The sequence below is a fragment of the Anaerobiospirillum sp. NML120448 genome (assembly GCF_023050945.1).
Classification (GTDB): Bacteria; Pseudomonadota; Gammaproteobacteria; order Enterobacterales; family Succinivibrionaceae; genus Anaerobiospirillum.
In genome coordinates, this window is sequence record NZ_JALKIM010000015.1 from 43,437 (window position 1) to 62,776 (window position 19,340).

The window sequence follows — 19,340 nt, forward strand, 5'->3', positions numbered from 1 at the left end:
TAATGGCAATTCCAGCAAGCGAGCTTGTAAAAATTACGCCCCGTGTCTTATCTGGGGCAGCAGGTGCGCTTAATTTTAATGGCTTGTTTTTGACAACCTCAAATCAAGCGCAGGCAGACACCCTGCTAACTTTCAACAGCGCTACAGAGGTAGCAAATTATTTTGGCTATGATAGTCAACATCATAAAGCCGCAACTATCTACTTTAATGGCTATGACAATTCTTTAACCAAGCCTAGCCAATGCTTTTTCTTTAAACACCCTGACGAAGATTGCCCTGCTTTTGTCCGTGGACAGCCCGCTACAGACGAAGCAAAGCTATTTCAGAATCTGATTAAAGGCACTAATGCCACTTTGTATTTAGATATGGGCGGGCTTAGCTTAGAGCTGAATAACTTCAATTTAGAGAAAGCTAAATCATTATCAGACATTGCCCAAATCTTACAAGATAAGATTAACGATACAGGCGAAACTAAAGGCTGTGTAGAGTGGCAAAAAGCAACCATTGCATACTCAAGCCTTAATAAGGCCTTCCAAATTAATGCAGGCGTGGCAAGCCCTGAAATTGCTTTTAATGAAGTTAGCGGCTCACTGGCTGACCTTTTAGGCTTAAGCGAAGCTACTAATGCAATTTACTCCAAAGCAGTTAAGGCAAGAACTTATAGAGAAACCTTAGACAAAGCACGCAATCAAACTGGCAACTTTGTAACACTCACCACTATTGAAGAAGTAACAAACTTAAGTGATGCTCAGTCTATTGCGGAATGGGTTAACAGTGCTTATAACAATGCTGAGCAGTTCTTATATTGCTTCTTTACTACTGATAGCTCTTTAGATAGCACTAACGCCGCCATTCAGTCCAGTATGGTTGGTTATGGACGTGTTGGAAGCGCACAAATTGCCAACGCTCAATCAGGTCGAGACATTGTAGACTTGTTTTTAGAAAAGCGCTATGAGGGTGTATGCGGCATTTATGGCGGCGTGGAATATGCGGCATTTATTATGGGCATTACAGCTTCTTTAGACTGGAATCAGCCTAACAGCGTAATTACTTATGCCTTTAAATCTCAAGCTGGCTTAAACGCTAATGTTCATGATATTAGCACCGCAAGGGAATTAGAGAGCTTAAAACTAAACTTTATCGGTGATTATGCATGCCGCAATGATAACTTTGTATTGAGTGCTAATGGCATGGTTTTCGGCTCATTTAATTGGATTGATTCATATATTAATAGCTGCTGGCTCTTAAACTCTTTACAAACTGCTATCTTACAAGGTTTTAAGAATAGCCCTAAAGTGCCTTATAACTCAACTGGCTTTACAGTGATGCAAGCTTGGTGCACTGGCACTATCTTAAAGGCTAAGAACAACGGAGTAATCTCTACTGGCGTTCAATTAGATGACGCTCAAAAAATTACCTTAGAGCGAGAATCTAACAGCACAGAAATTTGCAACAATCTAACAGCAAACGGCTATCACCTCCAAATTAGTGCCACCCCTGATATTCGCTCTAATAGAGCTAGTCCGACCGCTCAAATGTGGTACACGGATTCGGGCGCAGTGCATAAATTTGAAATGCCTGTAACTACAGTTCAATAGGAGGCTAAATTATGGCTGTTACTGATATTACTTCCGCTAATGCCACGGTGCTCATTCAAGTAGAAGGTGTTATCCCTGTACCTACACAATTAAATCATTTTAGTACAGACGGCATTGCGCAGGCAGGCGCATTCACTGTAGCAGAAGCAAGAATGGGTGTAGACGGATATTTAGCTGCTGGTCAAACTCCAAAACCAGTCGAGCTTACTATTACCTTAGAAGCAAATACCCCATCTGAAAGATTATTAGATAGCGTATCAAAAGCTATGTCGCGAGAGCAAACAATCTTTAATGTAACCATTACTATTAGAGTTCCCGCTTTAAAGTCTACATTCGTATTTACTGACGGTGTTTTAATTGACGGTGTGGCTATGAATAATCTAGGCGCTACCATCGATAAATCAGCATGGAAGTTTATGTTTGCTAAGTTAGAGCGACAAAACTACTAAATTAGGCCCAAATATATCTGGCTCCATAGGGAGCTTTTTTATTTTTATAGCCCCTATTTTGGGGGCTTTCTTTTTGGTGAGAATATGCGAAAGAGCGAAGATATCTATTTTAAAGATGATAATGGTCAGCGTCATTTTGTAGCAACTGCTTTAAGTGCTAGAGACGGCTTTAAGTTAATCCAAGAAGGCACTTTGTTGCTTGTTAAGGCAGGCGCTTTAGGTGCTATGGGTATTAATGGCGATATCAACAAAGCAGCTGCAAACTTTTCTTTAGAGGCTTTGCAAAAGGCTAATATCAATAGTGATGATTTACTTGACTTTGAAAACTCACTATTAAAGAGCGTTACTTATATTAGCCCTGAGGGCACTTTAATTCCTATTAGCTGGGACAATATCGACAGCTATTGCCAAGACCAAATGGAAGTGATGAAGCTTTTAACTGCTGCATTTAAGGTGAACTTTGGTTTTTTAAAAAACGCTCTCCAGTCTATATCCCAGCCGTTACAACGAGAGCAAAAGGAAAAACCAACGGAGCAAGCAAGAAATACCTCCAAACGACCAATCTTCCAAATGCGTTAAGCGTTTTGATTGTCAATAACTTAGCAACCCTAAAAGAGCTGGAAACTTATTACAGCTATGAAGATGCTTTAGACCTTTTAGAGGCTGCTCAAATCAACGCATACAACCAAGCCATTGCGGCGCAGGGGGATTAAATGATCGTTGATAAGTTACTATATGAAATTGGCATCGATACTAAGGGAGTTCAAGAAGGTCTCAATTCATTACAATCAGCCGCAACTAAGATTGATAATGAATTTAATGGCATGGCATCACGCTGGGGCGGTGTTATTCAGGGCGTTATATCTAACGTGATAGCCCCTGTTGCTGGTGCTTTTGCTATTGGCAAGATTGTTAACTCTTATATGTCCGATGTTTCCGAAGTGGCAACACTAACGGGCGCATATAACCAAAAGCTAGATGAATGGCGCATTAAAAGGGCTCAATTAGCTAGAGTTACTAAAGAAGATATAGCGCTATACAAGCAATACAAGGAAGCCATGACGGGCTTTAATATTGCTGTTGCTGACGTTAGCGCTAAATTAGTTCGCACTTTTGCCCCTGTAATGAAGTTAGCAGTTAATGGCTTGCAAGACTTCACTAAATGGATTAATCGCAATCAAGACAATATAACCCGCTTTTTACTGGTCGTATCTGGCGTGCTTACAGGCGTGTTCTTGCCTGCTATTCTAAAGACCAGTGCGGCGCTATTAATGAGCCCTTTAACGTGGCTTATAGGTGCTTTGGGTGTATTGGTCTTAATCTTTGACGATTTAACAACCTATATCAGGGGAGGCAAGTCAGCATTTGGCGACTTTTGGGCTATCTTTGGCACGGGCCCCGAAATCATGCAAAAGCTAAACAAGGCTTTTGAGGGTTTCAAGCAAATAATAAGCATCATATGGAAGCCACTGGCGATAGTAATGGGCTTGTTTGCTGGCTTTAAGATAGCCCTTGTAATGGTCGACATGTTCACCAAAGGCTTGTTAGCTGTTAAGGCTGCAATGACTGCTATAGCGGCCCACCCTATCATGGCCATGTTGTTTGCTTTGGTCAGCTTAATCTTATGGATATCTGACGCTTTCGAGCGGGCGGGCGGAGACTGGCAAAAGACATTTGAGCTTATGGGCCAAGATGTTATTGATTTTCTCAATATCTTTGGCGGCTTAGGTGATTTAATTTTATCTGTCTTTGAACCAGTTAAAGACCTGTTTAGCTCATTAGGCGGCATTATTACGGGCGTTCTAAGCACTATAGCTAATTTAGGTCAGCTTCTTTGGTCATACCTGACGGGCGGAAGTGAAGAGGCTAAAGCTAAGATAGTTGACGCTATCGAGGGCTCTATAAAGCACGCTTTTGAATCCTTAGTAAACTTTGCAAATAGCCTTGTCCCAGCCTTTCTAAATCTCATTAGTGCTATAGGCAGCGGCTTAAGCTCTTTAGGTGATTTAGTTTTACAAGGATTAACAGCAGCTTTTAGTTTTGCTTTTGATGTTATTGTTAAAGGTCTGCAATTTGTTCTTGATGCAATCTTAGGTGTATTTAGAGGCTTAAGCTATGCTATTGGCAGACTAATTGAGGGCGTATCTAATCTTTTAGGCTCTATAGCTACCAGCATAGCAGGGGCTTTTAGCTCAGTCTTTAATGGCCTGCTTTCTATTATTACAGGCATAACAAGCGATATAGCAAGCCTATTTAATGGCATTGCAAGCGCTGTAATTGAGTTTGCAAGTAATGCTTATTCTTACTTTACAAGCGCTTTTGATAGCTTAAGCAACGCCATTACAGCCATAACTAACGCCATTGCTAATAGCTTTACGGCTGCATATGAACTAGTTAAAACAGTCGCATCAAGCTTAGTTACTTCTTTTGTTGACGGCTTTAAATCTTTACAAGCTTTTGCTAGTGGTTTATGGCAGGGCATTCAAGAAGCAATAAAAGAAACTGCTGAGACAATAGGCAGCTTCTTTGGCAATATTTGGAGCTCTATTAGTTCAGTTATTGAGCTTTGCACACAATCAGCTAAAGCTATTTTCAAGCTCTTTAGCAACCCTTTTGAAACACTTAAGGGCATGGCTAATAGTATTAGCAAACTAGTAGGCAGCGCTTTTGATTCTATCAAGCAAACTGCTGGCAATGTCGTCGACTGGATTAGCTCAGCTTGGAACAAATTACCAGAATCTATTAAAAATATTGTCCCTATTGATTGGCTTTTAGAAAAGTTTAATCAGGTTAAAGGACAAATAAGCGGCTTAATAGATTCGTTCCTTAGTTTGGGGAGCAAAATTGCTCAGGTATTTAACAGCGTAACAACAGCTATAACCAGTGCTTTTGATGCTGGCTTAAAGTCTGCAATGGAGTTCTTTAACTCTGTATTGTCTTTCTTTGCTGAAATTCCTAGCAAGATAGCAGCAGCTTTTGATATTAGTGGACTAATTGACGGAGCTAAGGACAAGCTAAAAGGACTTGCGGGCGGAGCTATGGACGGCGTTAAATCGTTCTTTGGCTTTGGCGATACTAAAGAAGAGCAAGAGCAAACCACTAAAGCAGCAAATCAAGCTATTCAAAGCACAGTGCAAACTATTAACACTGGCTTAACTACCAACAATCAAACCATTGCGGCGGCCCCTGTAACTGCTAATACATCAAGCATTACTAATAGCACTTACAACAATGATAATAGCAGACGTGCTAACACTAACCAAATTAACAACACAGTTAATATCAATGTGCCTAATGGAGCCGATGCCCGTGGCATTGTTCGAGAGGCTGAAAAGAGTTTTAACAATCTCAATGCATCAAACAACTATGTTATGGCCTCAGAGTATGGAAACTTTAATACTTAGAGGTGATTTATGAGCCTATTGCCATTGCAAAAGAACGGCTTTTTATCAAGTCTGCAATTTCAAAAAGGCAACAATAAAGGTAATAACTGGGCTTTAGTTTTAGAGGACGGCAGCGTAATTAACTTTACTTCTATCATGTCTATTGATGTTGATAGCACCAATAAGGTTATTAACGCCCCTACTGAATCAGCCTTTGCTACTTATAACAAATCTATAGGCCCTACTATGATTAGCCTAAACGCTGCTTTTGCGGGCTCTGACAGTGAAAGGCAGCCCATAACCGAAAAGCTATTAGCCTTATCTGGTGATATGAGTTTGCTAACACTTATCACGCCTGAAACAGTGTTTAAAGGCTATAACATTGAAAGCGTCTCATATTCTAGAAAACCTGATGACGGTGTAAATATCATCTATTTTGATATAGGGCTGGTCGAAATTAAAGAAGTAGAACAGCAATATACTAACGTCAAAATAGCAAAGAAAAAACAAACAGGCCAAAAGAACGGCGAAGAGTCTGCTTTAAGTGGTATTTCAAGTAAGATTTTTGGCTAGTTAAGAGGTGTTTTATGGTGCGTATTCCTTTATCTGCTATACCTAACCAAGAATTTAATATAGTGTTAGCTGGCCAAAACTGCACTATCAACATTTATCAGCGTGATGTTTATATGTACTTAGATTTGTATGTTGCTAGCGAGGCCGTTCAAAGAGGTGCGCTTGTTTGCCCTTTAACGTCAATTATCACTGTATCTAACAATTTATTTAAAGGTGCTTTGTACATTGTTGACAACGACAAACCAGCTTTAGAACAGCAAATACCAGAGTATTCAGGTTTGGGCAGTCGCTACCAACTTTATTATTTGACTGAAAGTGAGTTAAAGGAATATGGGCATAAGTAGTTTTAAACCTCACTATTTGGCTGTGCAATTAACTTTAAAATCAGGCACATTTAAAGACGGCTCAAACTCTACCATTATCACTAATTTGGCTATGAGTGTTAATGTCGAAAAGCTTGGGCCACCTGATTTTGCTAAAGCGTCGGTTGAGATATACGGACTTGATTTAGACCGTGTTGAGAGATTCACTTCTTTAGCCTTTAATCCGTTCAAAGTACAAAGAGACTTTATCAATATCTTTGCAGGTGACGACCCTGCTAACCTCAGTCAAATCTTTGCAGGCTCTATCACTGAATCAAGCGGCGCTCTAAATGGCCCTGAAATGGTTTTAAAGTTAAGCGCTGAGGTTGGATTCTGGGGACGTGTTGACGCTAAAGGGCCAATGTCTTTAACTGATAGCATGCCATTGGCTGACTTTGTTTCTAGTCAAGCGCAATTAGCTGAGCTTAATTTTATTAACGAGGGTGTAAACACTCAACTAATGAACGGCACCTTTTCAGGCTCTCCAATTGAAAAGGCTAGACAGGCATGCGACCAAGCAGGCGCTGATTTAATCATTGATGATAACGACCTAATTTTAATGCCACGTAATGGCAACAGAAAAGGCAACGCAGTGCTAATCAATGCACAAAGCGGCCTTTTAGATAGCCCCTCAATAGGCAACGACGGCATTTCTTTTAGGTGTGTTTATAACCCTGCATTGCGTTTTGCAGGTCTTTTTAAATTAGAAAGCCTCATACCTAAAGCAAGCGGAACATGGCGAGTTGTTAAGCTTAATCATAAGTTACAAGCAAACATGCCTAGCGATGCAAGCTGGGAGAGTGAAGTAACTGGCTATTATCCGCATTTAAGTGGTGAGATTGGAAAGTTTATCTAATGGCTATTGATGAAAACCAAAGACAAGGAACAAGGGGAGGGTATGACAATACCAGCCCCACTAATCAAATCAACTTCTTAGTAAAGCAGCAAATTAGAAAGGACATTCAGACCAATTTAATTGCCCGTATCGACACTTGCGAAAGCACAGAAGAGAATGCAGGGGCCAAAACAGTTTCTATCACACCCCTTATTAGTCAGACCGATACCGAGGGCACTGCTTTAGAAATGGTATCCATTCCAAAGATACCGCACACCAGATATCAACATGGTATCGCAGCAGTAATTATCGACCCCGTGCCAAATGATATAGTTGCAGTGTCAATTAACAAGAATGATATTAGCACTATTAACGACCAAACAACCGAGCCCGTGAACGCTGGTAGCTTTAGGCAGTTTAGTCAGTCTGATGCCGTTGTGCATGACAGCATACACACTAAAACCCCAGAGGTTTATATAGTGCTTAGGCAAGATAAGACTATTAAAGAGCGAGGCCCTGAAGGCATCAGAGTAGAAACAGATAAGACCCTAGATGAAGAGGCTTTAGAAAACCGCCTTATTCACATTGGCCAAAACCAAGAAGAGCAAATAGACGCAAACCACACTCAAACCATTAAGGGCACTAATACCATAACTATTGACGGCGATAGCTCTATTACTATTAAAAGCAATAGCTCTCATAAGGTTAGCGGCAATATTACCATCAATGCTGACGGCTCAATAAACGTTAAAGCAGGCGGCTCTATCACTGTTGAGGCAGGCGGCTCTATTACACTAAAAGCCCCCTCAATCACTTTTGACACGCCACAAGCGTCTTTTACTGGCAATGTAAGCATTGCGGGCGGTTTATCTCAAGGCGGCGGCATGCGCTCTGCTAATACACGCAGCTCTAATGGTGCTGTATTCTATAACGATATCCACACATTACGCACTATTACAGCAGATATAGATGCAATTGGCGGCGGTATTAGTCTTAAGAGCCATGTTCATAGCGGCGTAAAGGGCGGCCCTGATATGACTGGAGGCCCTCAATAGGTGAGTTATGGCACAAAAGACTTCTATCAAATTAAATAACAACTGGGACATTTGTCTAGATGATTTTGGCAACCTGCAAACATGTCACGAAGATGCTGCTATTTGTCAAGATGTTGCCTGTGCTCTTAGGCTCTTTACTAATGATAGCTATTACGAGCCTAGCAAAGGCATTCCATATCGTGACATTGTTTTAGGTGTTACCCCTTTTGAATCCTTAGTAAGGTCTGAGCTAATCAACACAGCTAAGAGCGTGGACGGCGTTTTAGATGCAGATGTTGAGAGTTTCACTATAGAAAACCGAGCTCTAATTTTAGCCATGCAGTGTTTAACTGTGAATGGAAATGTTAGGGTTTTTGATGATTCATTTGACATGGCACAAGGTGAGCAATGATTAATTTTGATGATGCCGCAGGTGTGTATGCTAGCGAGGTTGAAGAGGTTAGAGAGCAGGTGCGAGCCGTGTTTATTGAGGCCTTTAAAACGAACGGCGGCGGTATTATAAACACCGACCCCAGCACCCCACAAGGGCAGCTTATCGACAGTATTACGGCCTTAATAGTGCAGAAGGATAACGATATCTTATATCTGGCCAATATGTTTAACCCGCTTAAATCTCAAGGTATATGGCAAGATGCTTTAGGTAAACTCTATTACTTAGAACGTCATAAGGCAATAGCATCTAAAGCTGTAATTAAATGCACTGGCAAGGCTGATGTATTTGTTCCAACTGGTGCGCAGCTCTTATCTACTTTTGATAATTCTAAATGGTCTTGCATTAAAGGCGATTCGATTAAAGCTAATGGCTTTGTAGAGTTAGAATTTTGTTGCAATCAAACAGGCCCTATAGCAGCACCTCCAAACAGTCTAACCAAAATCATTACTACTGTTTCAGGCTGGGACACTGCTAACAACGAAAATGCGGCTATTGTTGGTCAAGATGAAGAGAGCGCAGCGGCTTTTGAGAATAGAAGATACAAGTCAGTTGCCTATAATTCCCGCTCTTCTATACAAAGTGCTTACAGCAAAATCGCTGCTTTAGACGGCGTGATAGCTGTATGTATGCGACAAAATCGCACCGACCAAAACACTTATATAGACGGCGTTGAAATCAAAGCGCATAGCGTATACGCATGCGTATTAGGCGGCAATGATAATGAAATAGCAAATGCTTTGTATAACTCTATTAGCGCAGGGTGTGCTTATACTGGAAGCACTGAGATTGAGATTAAAGACAAAATCACTAAAGCTAAAGACAAAATACGCTTTAGTCGACCTCATGAGCGTGCTATTTGTGTTGAGATTGATATTAGAAAATCTGACCTATTACCCCCTAATGCAGAAGAGCTGATTAAAAGCATAATCTACAATAACTTTTACGGCACAAAACAAGCTCAAATCTATAGCGCAACGCCTATAACTAGAGTTGTTATGGGTGATGATTTGTATAGTTCCCGCTTCTATGCTCCATTAATTGCGCAAGGCATTAATACAGTAATGCGCATTCGGCTTAAATGGCACGGAAGTGAAGCGCTAAAAGAAAGTTTATCCATTCCTATTGATACATGCCCTACTTTAAGCCTAGATGATATTGCAATCACTTGGAAACCTGAAATTATTGCTAACGAGGGCGATTCATTTGGCTTTAAGGGCGATAACCCTAATATTACAGGCTTTGAACAAGCTCCATTCTTTCATGGGCAAAGCGCCGCTAGCGAGGTTAAAGAATAATGCCACTTGATATAAGAGAAACTATTCTTAGCCAATATAGCAGCAGTCCAAGGCTAATGGCTTTAATCTTTGGTTTAGCTGAGGTGTTAGGAACACAAAAGGACTTACAAACCTTTTACAAAAATGTCTTTGATATCGATACCGCTAAAGGCGTGGGCTTGGATACATGGGGGCGCATTGTGGGTATTTCTAGAAGCGCTCAAATGGTCACTTCTATAGGTGTTCCTTATCTGGGCTTTAAGGCTAAAGGCGTGGAAGCTGTTAAAGGCTTTGACCAGGCTCAATTTTATAAAGGCAAGCGCAAAACAAAATTAGCTTTAAGTGATGATGCTTATAGGCTCTATATCAAAGTAAAAGCCGCAGCCAACATTACTAACGGCAGCTTAGCAGAGCTTAACGCCCTGCTGGCTCAATTACTACCTAAATGCAAAGTTAGTCTTACTAGAATCGCTCCAATGCATCTTAAATTAACCTGCTCAGGCCCTTTAAAAGACTATCAAAAGAACATGCTGCTATTAGGTGATTTACCACCAATACCATCAGGCGTAAAGCTGGATATTGTTATTAATGGCGCACAATACTTAGGCTTTAACGCTGATAACAATACAGGATTTAACGACGGCCCTTTTTATCAGAGGTAAAACATGGCAAGTTATTCTAAAATTGAAAACCCTCAAATCTGGGAATCTCCACTAGGCGCTAATGCCGAAACCGAGGAAATTCCGAAAACAGTTGATACGGCCAAAAGTGCAGAGTTATCGCTAGATTACTTATTCCCTCACTTAACAGAGCGACCAGAGGAAGAGGGCGGATTGCCTCCAAAGCGAACTGCTTTTAATGCCTTGTTTAAGCTCTTAGGCGATAACATCTATTTTATGCAGCAAGGCGGCTTTTATCAGTATGAGGCCAATATCTCATATAAGCGCTTTGCAATTGTGATGTATAAAGGCGACTTATATCAATCTCTTAGAGCAGACAATCAAGGCCATACACCTGATTCAACCGCATCGGCTGACTATTGGAAGCTCTTAATTAATCTAAAATCTATTAACGGCATTGAACCAGACGAAAACGGCAATATCAACATTGATTTAACTGATATTGCTAGCTTGGAAGAAGACAACACTTTTAACGGCGCTAATACCTTTAAAGGCGTTGTAAAGCTAGCTAAGTTGCCTTCTTATACAGGCACAACACCAGACGCAAGCGCCGTTAAAGATGAAGAGTTCCCAACCATGGCCGCTGTTCGTGAGCTGGTTAAATCTCAAGGAACAAGCGGGGGCGGCTCTGGTGATTATGTTATTAAGCCTGTTTCGGTTATTTCACCTGCTAATAATGGCAAGCGTGTTAGCGTACTTTTAGAGGCTGCTGGCAAGCCTTTTAACAGTGCTTTTGAAGGCTCTGACCCTGAGCATCGAGAGTACAGAGAGTTCCAAATCACTAAAATCACTGACGGCGATTGGCGCAACGCAGTATCATTAAAACGCAACTCTGACCGTTATGCTCTAACCTATGAAAACAGATTAGAGCCTAGAACCGAGTACATGCTAAGAGCCCGTGATTATACAGAATGGGGCCGCTATAGTTCATGGTCTGAAACTGTATACTTTACTACAGGCGAGGATGTAGGCGTAACAGCCCCTACAGTGGTATCAATTGAGGGCGGGGCCGAAGTTACTGAAAACCCTAGAGTAGTATGCAATGCTTTTAGTACTACTGACGGAACTGACCGCCATTATGCATCGCAATGGGTATTACGCACTATTCATGATAATAAGGTTGTTTACGACACCGAAGAAGACAGAGCTAACTTAACAAGCTGGACTATTCCCCGTGGCGTATTGCAAGAAAATACTAGCTATGAATTAACCGTCCGTTATAAGGGCGAGCGCTATGGCTGGTCTGCTTTTGGCGTGCATAACTTTACCACAGCCCCAAAATTTACCTATGTTGAAACACCAACCATTAGCGTAGAAAACGACGGCTTACAAGTATTAGGCGCACCAACCTTTAATAGCTCTATCTTTAGACTTATTACTACAACAGGCGCAAAAGACGACCATAAGTCAACATCTTGGCAAGTGGTCGATTTAGATAAGCGTGTTATCTGGGAATCCTTAGAGGATAAACAACACTTACGAACCATTACCATGCCTAATAACTTGCTTAACACTGGCACTTCTTACCGTGTTAGAGCTATGTATCATGGCTATATTTATAGCTCAGCATGGTCAGAAGAGGGCTTTATTACTGCTGAAAAATTCGAGCATATTGCAAAGCCTGTATTAACAGTTAACGGCGCACCTGATAACGTCCCAGAGGCTCCAACTTTGCAAGGCTCTGCTTTCACTGTGTTACCGCAAGGCCGTGCCACTGATACCCACGTTAGCACCGACTGGATTATTTTCGACCAATCAGGAAATGAAGAGGTTTGGAGCTCAAAAAATGATGCACGCAATCTAACCTCAATAGCAGTGCCTAAAAGCGTATTACGCACTAATGAAACTTACTTGTTTACTGTTGCCTATCGAGGCAAAAAGTATGGGGCTAGTGAGCGGGCGGAAGTGTTAGGAACTACTAAAGAGAATTTCACTTATATTGAAACTCCAACCCTCACAGTAGAAGGCGCTCCAAATGATGTAAGAGAGGCACCGCTATTAACTGGCTCTGCTTTTAATGTTGTTTCAGACACTGGCGAAACTGATACCCATACAAGCTCACATTGGACTATCACAAAGTTAGATACAGGTGCGGAGATTTACAACGAAGCTAACGACACTAAGAACTTAACTTCTTTTAGAGTTCCTGCTGGATTGTTAGAGCCGTCAACAGCTTATCGCTTTCAAGTTTCCTATACAGGTGCTAAACATGGCACCTCAGGCAAGGCAACAGCAGAAGCAACAACCCACGATGTTTTAGCCTATATTAATGAGCCTACTTTAACAGTTTCAGGCCACCCAAATAAGATACCGCAAACCCCTGTATTGTCTGGAAGTCCTTTTACTGTGTACTCTGACAACGAAACTCAGGACACACACAGCGCTACAGACTGGGAGATTAAAAGCGTAGAAGGCGAAACTTCAATCTGGGCATCTCTAAAAGACAAAGAGCATCTAACCTCAATCACAGTGCCACAAGGCAAGCTAACAGAAAGCACAGAATACCGCTTTAGAATGCGATATCACGGCACTAATTTAGCCCCTACAAACTGGATTGAAGTGCGTGGCACAACAATGGCGGCGTTTGACTATATTCAAACACCTACCATTAAAATCTCTGCTGGCACTGTCTCAGGAAATACCGACGTATTAGAAACACCAACTTTTACAAGCTCTGCTTTTGCCTATGTTTCTAGCTCTGGCACTGTTGACACCCATCAAGCTACAGAGATTAAAGTAACCTTAGCAGCATCTCCAGATAGCAACGTATGGACTAAAACAGTACAGACAGGGCAAGGCGATTTGCTTAGCATTACCATGCCTAAAGGCATCTTACAGCTAAGCACAGCTTACAAGGTATTTATCAGACATCAAGGCGCAAGCTTTGGCTGGTCTGAGTGGGCTTCTTTAGACTTTAGCACTAATAGCACCTTTACTTACATCAAAGCGCCTGTAATTAACTTGCCTGGCATGCCTAATAGCGTAGGTGAGCAGCCTGTAATTAGCGGCGGCGCTTTTACTGTAGTACCTTCTACAGAAAGCGACACACATTCTTGCTCAGATTGGATTATTTACAACGAGGGCGGCACCGAAGAAGTTTGGAGCTCAAAAGACGATAGCTCTAACCTGACTTCTATCAAGGTGCCAAAAGGCAAGCTAAAGACTAGCACCAGCTATAAGCTAAAGGTACGTTATAAGGGCGAAAATCACGGCTATAGCGCTTATTCTGAACTCTCTTTTACTACCTTAGAAACATTTAGCCCCGTCGCAATGCCTGCTTTGAATGTAGAAAAGGACGAGGGCGGCGTATATGAAGCCCCATTATTAACAGCATCAAGCTTTGTTAATACAAGCGGAGTATCAGGCGACAATCACAGTGCTACAGACTGGAAGATTATGAAAGCCGAAGACCGTAGCGTAATTTGGTCTAGCTTAAGCGATACCCACAATAAAACCTTTATTCAGGTACCTAACAACAAGCTAGAAGTTTCAACTAGCTATATTTTTGCTGTTCGCTTCCAAGCTTTAGTGAGCGGCTGGGGCCCTTGGTATGAGATTGTTTTAACCACTCAAGAACAATTTTATGATAACAATGCACCGACTTTGTTAAATGCTAATATTGATAGAGCAGGCACTAGCTTGCGCTTTGAATTTAGCACCCCTCAGCTACATACCAGACCAGAAAAGCAAGCAGCAACCCACTTGCGTGTAAAAGTCTACAATAAGACAAATAGCGACTATGTAGACCAATTTACCACTGCTGTAGTTTCAACTGGCAACTATGAAATAACTAGAGTTAACTCTTATGAAATTAGCGATAGTGACGATATCGAATATCAAGTATTTTATAAGGGCAATAGTGAAGATAACGATGAAACACCATTATCAGCCACTAGAACCCGCCGCATCACTATCAATGAGAACATCTTAGTATTATTGGACTTTATCCAAGGCGGCCAATTTGATGCTTATATGTTCCCATCGTTTAATATTAGTTTAAACTTTGGCCCTCAGCAGTTCACCCACACTAAGACCGATTGGCAAATTAAGGACGTTTCTAACAATGTGACCGTTTGGGAATCATTGCAAGATACCAAACATCTAACCTCAATTAGATGTCCTAAGCTTTTAGAAGCCGAAACCTTCTATACGTTAAATATTAAAGCCTATGGAACCAAGTCCGAAGCCCAAGCCGAAAGCAAAACACTTACAACAGTGTTCAAAACTGGCACAGTTTCAGGCATTGGAACCCCGGGAGCTGCTGGCTTTGGTGTTGGTGTTGCCCCTGCTCACTTGTTAGAGCATTTGGGCTTAAGCGCAATGGACGGAACAACCATTCAAACAAGCCCTAATTTTGGTAACTATGTAGATAGCAACAATAATGTATACGTGTTTGTGCCTGCATTCTGCTATAGCTTTGATAAGGCTGAAATAGGCAACGAAATTGCAGCTAAATCGCCATCGGCTTTTGCAATCAAGTCTTTTGCTGAATTTAACTATAACGAAACAAAAGCTAATGAAGCAAAGTACATTTTGCACCGTGCCTTTATTGACGGCGGCGAGGCTAAAGAAGGCTTTTTCATTACTAAGTACTTGGTTAGCAAGGGCAATAAGTCAGTTAAGAACGCTATTGCTATTTCTCTTACTAGCTCAGGCACCGATGCACCTTCTAAGGATAGCGACCTAAATACCGAGTGCGAGGGTCGTGCCTATGATGCAATTACAATTGCAAAAAAGATGACCCAAAACAAGGGCACTTGCGCAAGTGGCTTCATGTACTCTGCTTTAGCTATGCTTTCATATGTGCACGGCTTACATGCAACTTCTAAAGATAATTGCGCTTGGTATGATGAAGCAGGAACTACTAATTATCCTAAAGGCTGCAATAACAATGCGCTGGGAGATACTGACGACAAAGAAATATTGTACGAATGCAGCGATACTAAAATCGCTCAAAAAGGCAATACAGGCGGCGCTAATCACTTTGAACGCACCACTCATAACGGGCAAACATGCGGCATTGCTGACTTAAACGGCCTTTTAGAAGAGGTTGCTTTAGGCGTTATTATTCACAATGCATCATCTAACGTTAGCAAGTTTTTTGTTGTAAAAGATAGTGTATCAATTACACAATTTACAAAAGACAACGTACAAAGCGATAATTCTACTTTATACGACAAGCAAAGCGCCCCGCCATCTTTATCAGTATCATCGATTAACAATGGCAACACTGTTTACTGGGGTCATGCTACTAGCAATACTTTCTTTACTAATCAAAATGGCATAAATCGTGCATACTGCGGCCTTTTCCCAGCAGTAAAGCAAACCAGTGCCATTAATGAATTTGGTAAAGATTATGCGTATGCGTACTGGAGCTCCGCTTGGCCCACTGCTCTCCTGCGCTGTGGCGGGATGTGGTCGGACACTACTAACGCTGGCGTGTTCTATCGCTACCTCAGCAGCAGCTATGACTGGGCGAGCAGCAACACCTACTGGGGCTTTCGCGCTGCGGCCTATGGCCCAGTAGCCCGAATCTAGTCTAGAGCCGCGAAAGCGGCGACCACAATCTAATTAACTTTAAATCTATCTCAAAAGCTCTTTATATATTTCTATAAGGGGCTCTTTTTTTAATTCCTACTGATCAAAAATACATGAATAATTTTAATAACTTTACATCAAACACTAATTGTGATATACAGCAACCGCAAGCACCTCAACAACAATCTTTTAGCCCTCAACCTGTCATCCCGCAAGCGCACCCAGCCTTTAACCCTTTAAAATCTCACTTTGATATGGAGCTACACAAGCTTAGAAAACAATCAGCACTGTATTTTAGGTGGGGCCCTAATTATGAGCGTCAAGGCCTCATACTAGATATTAGAAACACCATGACAGCCCTATTAAAAGAATATATTCGCTATAAGAAGAGCAAGAACAAAAATAGGCTATATGAAATTGATGCGTTAATAGAGCTGCTAAGAGTGCTTTGGTTTGATTACTATGAACTAGGCTATTTAAAAAAGCCTCCAAAGAACGGTAAACAAGAAAGCATTGCTAGAGCAATCAAAAGATATGACACTGTAAGCACCCAAATTAACAAGCTGGGCGCAATTTTAGGTGTTTATATCAAAAACCTTAAACAATAACAACAATTTTAAGTTAAAATACTAACAACGTTATATAAGCAAGCGTATGCGAACTGGAACTCCACTTGGCCCACTGCTCTCCTGCGCTGTGGCGGTATGTGGTCGAACACTACTAACGCTGGCGTGTTCTATCGCAACCTCAACAACAGCAATGACTGGACGAACAGCAACACCAACTGGGGCTTTCGCGCTGCGGCCTAATACCTAGCCAACTATGATACTAGGATAAATAGGGATTATATAACGTGTGTTAGTTATGAGTAATATTATGACTAACCAAAACAAAACGGGCGAGCTTTCTAACAATCATATTAAAGCTTGCCCAAACTACAAAGAACTCACCTCCTACAATTCCTTATACACTGGCCTATTAAGCTGCTTAGAAAATAAGCGATACCGCCGCAAGTATTATGACTTCTACATAAATCACACTTGCGAGCTAAAAGCACTCAAGAAAGCACTTGATAGCAAAACATACCAGCCGCAACCCTGTACACAGTTCACTATCTTTTGTAAGTCAGGCCAAAAACAACGCCTTATTACTGAGCCTGCTGCTATTGATAACGTATTACATCACACCATATATCGAGCTCTTTATAATGTATTTGATAAAGGCTTTATCTTTGATAGTTATGGTTGTCGTATTGGCAAAGGCACTTTAAGAGCCTCAAACAGGTGCCAGCAGTTTCTAAAGCAATCTCCTAAAGATAGCTACTATTTGCAGCTGGATATTAGAAAGTTTTACTACTCTATAGACCACGCCATATTAAGGGATTCAATAGCCCACACTATTAAAGACCCTGATATAGTCAACTTAATGATGAAACTAGTAAACCCTGATAGCAATGTAGGGCTAAATGTGGGGGCTATGCTCTCACAGCTATACGGGCTTATATACCTCAATCGATTAGACCACTATATAAAGAGAGTGCTTAAAGTTAAGCAATACGTGCGCTATGTTGACGATATGGCTTTAATTGGACTAACTAAAGAGCAGTGTTTAGAACTTAAAGACAAGATAGAGGCCTTTCTTAAGACTGAGCTCAAATTAGAGCTTAGCAAAGCAATTATACAGCCAGTAAACCATGGTATTAACTTTGTTGGCTTTCATACATGGCCAGACAAAAGACGTATTCGCAAGCTTAGCTTAAGAAACTTTAAGAAGAGCTTACGCAAGCAAAATATCTATTCCATTCAATCACATTTAGGGCACGCAAAACACACTAACAGCTACAAAAAGCTTCTTAGTTTGACACGCTCTAATTTACCTTACTTAAGCTTATTTATGTTTAAGGGAGCTTTTAAATATGATTTACTCAAATAAAAAGCTTGTTACCACTGGACGATTAGGCACAACCAAAGATTACAAGTTTGATGCTTCTTTAATTCAGCCTGTCGCTAAAACCAAGGCCAAAACCAAGGCTAAAGCAAGTGAAGAGACTGAGCAGGTCAAAGACCCTGCTACTTATTTAGGTGAAGTGGGAGGGCGCTCATATTGGTCTTTTCCTGACTTGCAAGATATGACCCAAATCGAGGCCATGCAAGATAGTGAGATTGATTTTCACAAAGAGCTAGACTTATCTAACGACATTAAGCAGGCTTTACGCACTCAAACAACTTGCATGTTTATGAAACAGCAGGCACGCAAGGAAATTGAGGCCACTGTAGGCGACCCATTAGACCAATTGGCCGTAACTGGTCAGCTTGTAGAGTTTGCTGTATTTGGCGTTTGCGCTCTTATGGCTGATAAGGCTGGACTTGTTCCTATGACTGAGGAAGCTAAGCAATCTTATGGCCAGCGTGGCGCTGCTGTAATGCAATATGCTGAGAGCGGCGAGCTTCTATTAAGAGCTTCTTTTGAATCACCTGAAAAGATGATTAAAGAAATCTTGCCTAAATACTCTGCTATGCAAAAGATTGTACGTGATAAGTACATCTTACCAGTAAAACAACTTGGACTAAATTTAAACTAAGGACAATTATATATGACAGCTATTAAGCTTTACCTGATTAACTTACTTATCGCAATTGACCAATTAGCAAATACTCTTTTTAGTGGCAATCCTGATGAAACACTTAGCAGCCGTTGCTATCGTAATAGTTTAAAATACTGGTATGCTGATTGGGCCCGCATTGTGTTAGATTTCTTGTTTAGACCTTTTGGCAAAGACCATTGTAAGACTGCTTACGAGAGTGAGCTAACACGCAAGCATAACTTTAAAACGGAGGCCGATAAAGATGTATGCCCAAAAGATGCAGCCGAATAAAGACGGCAAGGTAGGCGAGGGCGTTCATTTTGAGCGCATTCGCCGTATTACTGGCTACTTAGTAGGAACTCTGGACAGATTTAACAACGGCAAAAAGGCTGAATGTTTAGACCGTGTTAAGCACCTAAAAGTATAGCCAAAAAGTTGCAAAAGGTATAAGATTAAAAATTATAGCCCCTTAAAAATCGGGGGCTATTTTGTCCCTATCTTGTACCTAAATTTGCTAAGAATGGCTTATATATAAGCGTGCCACGCATAATAGTTAAATCTTGTAAAGAAATCATA

At 41.2% G+C, this 19,340-nt stretch carries 17 protein-coding genes; all 17 read left to right on the top strand.

The genetic code is table 11. The features are described from left to right. Positions 1-2: 2 nt before the first annotated feature. The 17 genes from MXE38_RS04470 to nrdD all read left to right on the top strand — a co-directional run bounded on the left by MXE38_RS04470 (position 3) and on the right by nrdD (position 19,191). Positions 3-1,598, top strand: a complete 1,596-nt coding sequence (locus MXE38_RS04470) for a DUF3383 family protein (RefSeq protein ID WP_246912382.1) — start codon at positions 3-5, stop codon at positions 1,596-1,598. A gap of 11 nt (positions 1,599-1,609) precedes the next feature. Continuing rightward, the gene (locus MXE38_RS04475) at positions 1,610-2,047 is read left to right on the top strand and encodes a hypothetical protein (protein ID WP_246912384.1); all 438 of its coding nucleotides are present in this window, start codon (positions 1,610-1,612) and stop codon (positions 2,045-2,047) included. A gap of 84 nt (positions 2,048-2,131) precedes the next feature. Next, positions 2,132-2,626: a phage tail assembly chaperone gene (locus tag MXE38_RS04480; RefSeq protein WP_246912387.1), complete on the top strand. Its 495-nt coding sequence runs from the start codon at positions 2,132-2,134 to the stop codon at positions 2,624-2,626. 134 nt (positions 2,627-2,760) lie between these two features. After that, a complete protein-coding gene (locus MXE38_RS04485) occupies positions 2,761-5,451 on the top strand; it encodes a hypothetical protein (protein ID WP_246912389.1) in 2,691 nt (896 codons plus the stop codon). 9 nt (positions 5,452-5,460) lie between these two features. Then, positions 5,461-6,003 carry a phage baseplate protein gene (locus tag MXE38_RS04490; protein ID WP_246912401.1) on the top strand — a complete coding sequence of 181 codons (543 nt, stop codon included), beginning with the start codon at positions 5,461-5,463 and terminating at the stop codon, positions 6,001-6,003. A 14-nt stretch (positions 6,004-6,017) separates the two neighbouring features. Then, positions 6,018-6,347, top strand: coding sequence for a hypothetical protein (locus tag MXE38_RS04495; RefSeq protein WP_246912403.1), 330 nt, complete (start codon positions 6,018-6,020; stop codon positions 6,345-6,347). 22 nt (positions 6,348-6,369) lie between these two features. Then, the gene (locus MXE38_RS04500) at positions 6,370-7,221 is read left to right on the top strand and encodes a hypothetical protein (RefSeq protein WP_246912405.1); all 852 of its coding nucleotides are present in this window, start codon (positions 6,370-6,372) and stop codon (positions 7,219-7,221) included. Then, positions 7,221-8,255 (top strand): hypothetical protein, encoded by a 1,035-nt coding sequence (locus MXE38_RS04505; protein WP_246912407.1) that lies wholly within the window; start codon positions 7,221-7,223, stop codon positions 8,253-8,255. Before MXE38_RS04500 ends, MXE38_RS04505 begins: the two co-directional genes overlap by 1 nt. 7 nt (positions 8,256-8,262) lie before the next feature. Further along, complete coding sequence (locus tag MXE38_RS04510; RefSeq protein ID WP_246912409.1) at positions 8,263-8,646, top strand: hypothetical protein; 384 nt, start codon at positions 8,263-8,265, stop codon at positions 8,644-8,646. Beyond that, positions 8,643-9,983: a baseplate J/gp47 family protein gene (locus MXE38_RS04515; RefSeq protein ID WP_246912422.1), complete on the top strand. Its 1,341-nt coding sequence runs from the start codon at positions 8,643-8,645 to the stop codon at positions 9,981-9,983. Before MXE38_RS04510 ends, MXE38_RS04515 begins: the two co-directional genes overlap by 4 nt. Next, positions 9,983-10,624, top strand: a complete 642-nt coding sequence (locus tag MXE38_RS04520; RefSeq protein WP_246912425.1) for a DUF2612 domain-containing protein — start codon at positions 9,983-9,985, stop codon at positions 10,622-10,624. Before MXE38_RS04515 ends, MXE38_RS04520 begins: the two co-directional genes overlap by 1 nt. A 3-nt stretch (positions 10,625-10,627) precedes the next feature. Next, on the top strand, positions 10,628-16,180 hold the full coding sequence (locus tag MXE38_RS04525) for a hypothetical protein (RefSeq protein ID WP_246912429.1): 5,553 nt from the start codon (positions 10,628-10,630) through the stop codon (positions 16,178-16,180). A 113-nt stretch (positions 16,181-16,293) separates the two neighbouring features. Continuing rightward, complete coding sequence (locus MXE38_RS04530) at positions 16,294-16,788, top strand: four helix bundle protein (protein WP_246912433.1); 495 nt, start codon at positions 16,294-16,296, stop codon at positions 16,786-16,788. Positions 16,789-17,044: 256 nt separating this feature from the next. Then, on the top strand, positions 17,045-18,112 hold the full coding sequence (locus MXE38_RS04535) for a reverse transcriptase/maturase family protein (RefSeq protein WP_246912436.1): 1,068 nt from the start codon (positions 17,045-17,047) through the stop codon (positions 18,110-18,112). Continuing rightward, on the top strand, positions 18,096-18,761 hold the full coding sequence (locus MXE38_RS04540) for a hypothetical protein (protein ID WP_246912454.1): 666 nt from the start codon (positions 18,096-18,098) through the stop codon (positions 18,759-18,761). The genes MXE38_RS04535 and MXE38_RS04540 overlap by 17 nt, the downstream gene beginning before the upstream one ends. A 12-nt stretch (positions 18,762-18,773) precedes the next feature. Then, positions 18,774-19,055: a hypothetical protein gene (locus tag MXE38_RS04545; RefSeq protein ID WP_246912465.1), complete on the top strand. Its 282-nt coding sequence runs from the start codon at positions 18,774-18,776 to the stop codon at positions 19,053-19,055. Further along, the gene (nrdD, locus tag MXE38_RS04550) at positions 19,042-19,191 is read left to right on the top strand and encodes an anaerobic ribonucleoside-triphosphate reductase (protein ID WP_246912467.1); all 150 of its coding nucleotides are present in this window, start codon (positions 19,042-19,044) and stop codon (positions 19,189-19,191) included. The genes MXE38_RS04545 and nrdD overlap by 14 nt, the downstream gene beginning before the upstream one ends. Positions 19,192-19,340 lie beyond the last annotated feature (149 nt).